The sequence below is a fragment of the Bradyrhizobium sp. genome (genome assembly GCF_019242285.1).
Lineage (GTDB): Bacteria > Pseudomonadota > Alphaproteobacteria > Rhizobiales > Xanthobacteraceae > Bradyrhizobium.
On record NZ_JAFAVV010000650.1, the window covers coordinates 1 to 2,018 of the forward strand.

At 68.5% G+C, this 2,018-nt stretch carries 3 protein-coding genes; 2 read left to right on the forward strand and 1 reads right to left on the reverse strand.

The features are described from left to right. Positions 1 to 24: 24 nt before the first annotated feature. On the reverse strand, positions 25 to 1,191 hold the full coding sequence (locus JOY90_RS26275; protein ID WP_291694018.1) for a cobalamin-independent methionine synthase II family protein: 1,167 nt from the start codon (positions 1,189 to 1,191) through the stop codon (positions 25 to 27). Between the two features lie 70 nt (positions 1,192 to 1,261). Here JOY90_RS26275 and JOY90_RS26280 point away from each other — a divergent pair, with 70 nt between their 5' ends. Both JOY90_RS26280 and JOY90_RS26285 read left to right on the forward strand, forming a co-directional pair. After that, a complete protein-coding gene (locus JOY90_RS26280) occupies positions 1,262 to 1,534 on the forward strand; it encodes a DUF2277 domain-containing protein (RefSeq protein WP_291694019.1) in 273 nt (90 codons plus the stop codon). Positions 1,535 to 1,550: 16 nt separating this feature from the next. Then, the coding region (locus JOY90_RS26285; RefSeq protein WP_367277000.1) for an alpha/beta family hydrolase at positions 1,551 to 2,018 on the forward strand (468 nt) is incomplete at its 3' end.

A 2,018-nucleotide genomic window follows, 5' to 3' on the forward strand; every position in this document is an offset into this window, starting at 1 on the left:
CCGCAGCCGTCCGGCGATGTCGGGTCAGCGCGACGCGAACCATAGCTGCGGGTCGGCCGCTCGCACGCGGGCTTCGGGCAGGCCGAGCTCGCGGCGCACGATGTTGGTGCCCTCGACCAGCGCCACGCACTTGTAGAACGCGATGCGCCGTGACAGCCCTTCGCGGCCGAATCCGCAGTCGGTGCTGATGATCAGCCGCTCCTTGGGAATGTATTCCAGCGCCCGGCGGATCAGGTCGGCGACATGCTCGGCCGGCTCGACCACGGTGTTGCAGTGGTTGACCACGCCGATCGCGATCTTCTTGTCGGTCTTGATGTTCTTGAACAGCGGCAGGTCCTGGCCGTCGGAGCTCGCGCACTCGATGGTGAGCACGTCGCACTTGAGCTGGAGCAGGTGTGGCAGGGCGCGCTCGTAGCTCGGCACCTTCCAGTGCACGCGCTGCTGGTTCGGATTGCCCCAGCAGGTGTGGACCCAGATCTCGGCATCGACGCCGTCGAGCTGGCGGTTGAACGCCATGGTCTGGAATTCGAGGTCGGCGTCGGTCGTGCCCTCCATCAGCGCGCGGCTGTGATGCGGCGGCTCCTCGACCTGGATCAGCGGGCAGCCGGCGTTGGCGACCTCGCGAAACTCCGCGTTCATGATGTCGCACAGGTCGAGGATCATCGCCTTGTCGTCGACATAGTGCTCGTTCCACAGCATCGAGGCGAGCGCCGGCGCGCAGATCGCGCCGAACTTCACCGGTCGGTCGGACATGCGCTGCGCCACCTTCCACAGCTCGGCATATTCCAGCGGCCCCCGCGTCAGGCGATGGCGTACGACGCCGGGCTGGTAGGCCTCCTGCACCTCCCACAGGATCTTGCCCGGACGCAGGCCATGGCGGCTCATCCAGCCGCGCGAGGTGTCGCGATGGCCCTCGACACCGCCCAGCCGCTCGATCGGATAGAAGAACCACGACTTGCCGCCGACCGTGAGGTCGAACCGGCTGTCGCCGTCGGTGACGATGTCGAGGCCGGCGGCCGACTGTTCGGCGACGATGCTGGCGACGGCGTCGAGATATTGCTCGCGGAACAGCGAATCGCCCATTGCCGTCTTGAACGAGCGGCCCTCGAGGCTGCGATCGAACCACAACGGGCGCGGATAGGAGCCGGTGACGGTCGTGGGCAGGATCATGTCGCGCGTGACGGTGAGCACGGGTCCCTCCGGGTTGGACTTCGATGATAGGGCCGTGCCAGCATCCCGAGAACCCTGATGGAGGTGTTTCGTGTGCCGCAACATCAAGAACCTCTACAACTTCAAGCCGCCGGCGACCGATGAGGAGATTCACGCCTCGTCGCTGCAATTCGTGCGCAAGCTGAGCGAGTTCAACCGGCCGTCCAAGGCCAACGAGGAAGCCTTCAATCGTGCGGTCGAGGCCGTGGCGCACGCCGCGCACCATCTGCTCGAAGATCTGATCACGACGGCGCCGCCGCGCGACCGCGAGATCGAGGCCGCGAAGGCGCGCGCCCGGTCGGCCGCCCGCTTTGGCACCGCGTAGCGCCCCAAAGGACGGCATCCCGGTCAGCGTCGACGTCGGCGGGCGGCCCGTCTCGGCCCTGCTGCAGCTGCCGGCTGGTGCGACGTGTTGCTACGTGCTGGCGCATGGCGCCGGCGCGGGGATGGCGCATCCGTTCCTGGCCGCCGTCGCCGACGAACTCGCCGAGCGCGGCATCGCGACCTTGCGCTATCAGTTCCTCTATATGGAGCAGGGCAGCAAGCGGCCCGATCCGCCGGCGCTGGCCCAGGCAGCGGTGCGCGCTGCCGTCGCCAAGGCCGGCGAGCTCGCCCGCGGCCTGCCGCTGATCGCCGGCGGCAAGTCGTTCGGCGGCCGCATGACCTCGCAGGCGCAGGCGGCGGCGCCTCTGCCGGGCGTGCGCGGGCTCATCTTCCTGGGCTTCCCGCTGCATCCGGCGGGGCGTCCCTCGCGGGAGCGCGGTGAGCACCTGTTCGACGTGCGCGTGCCGATGCTGTTCCTGCAGGGC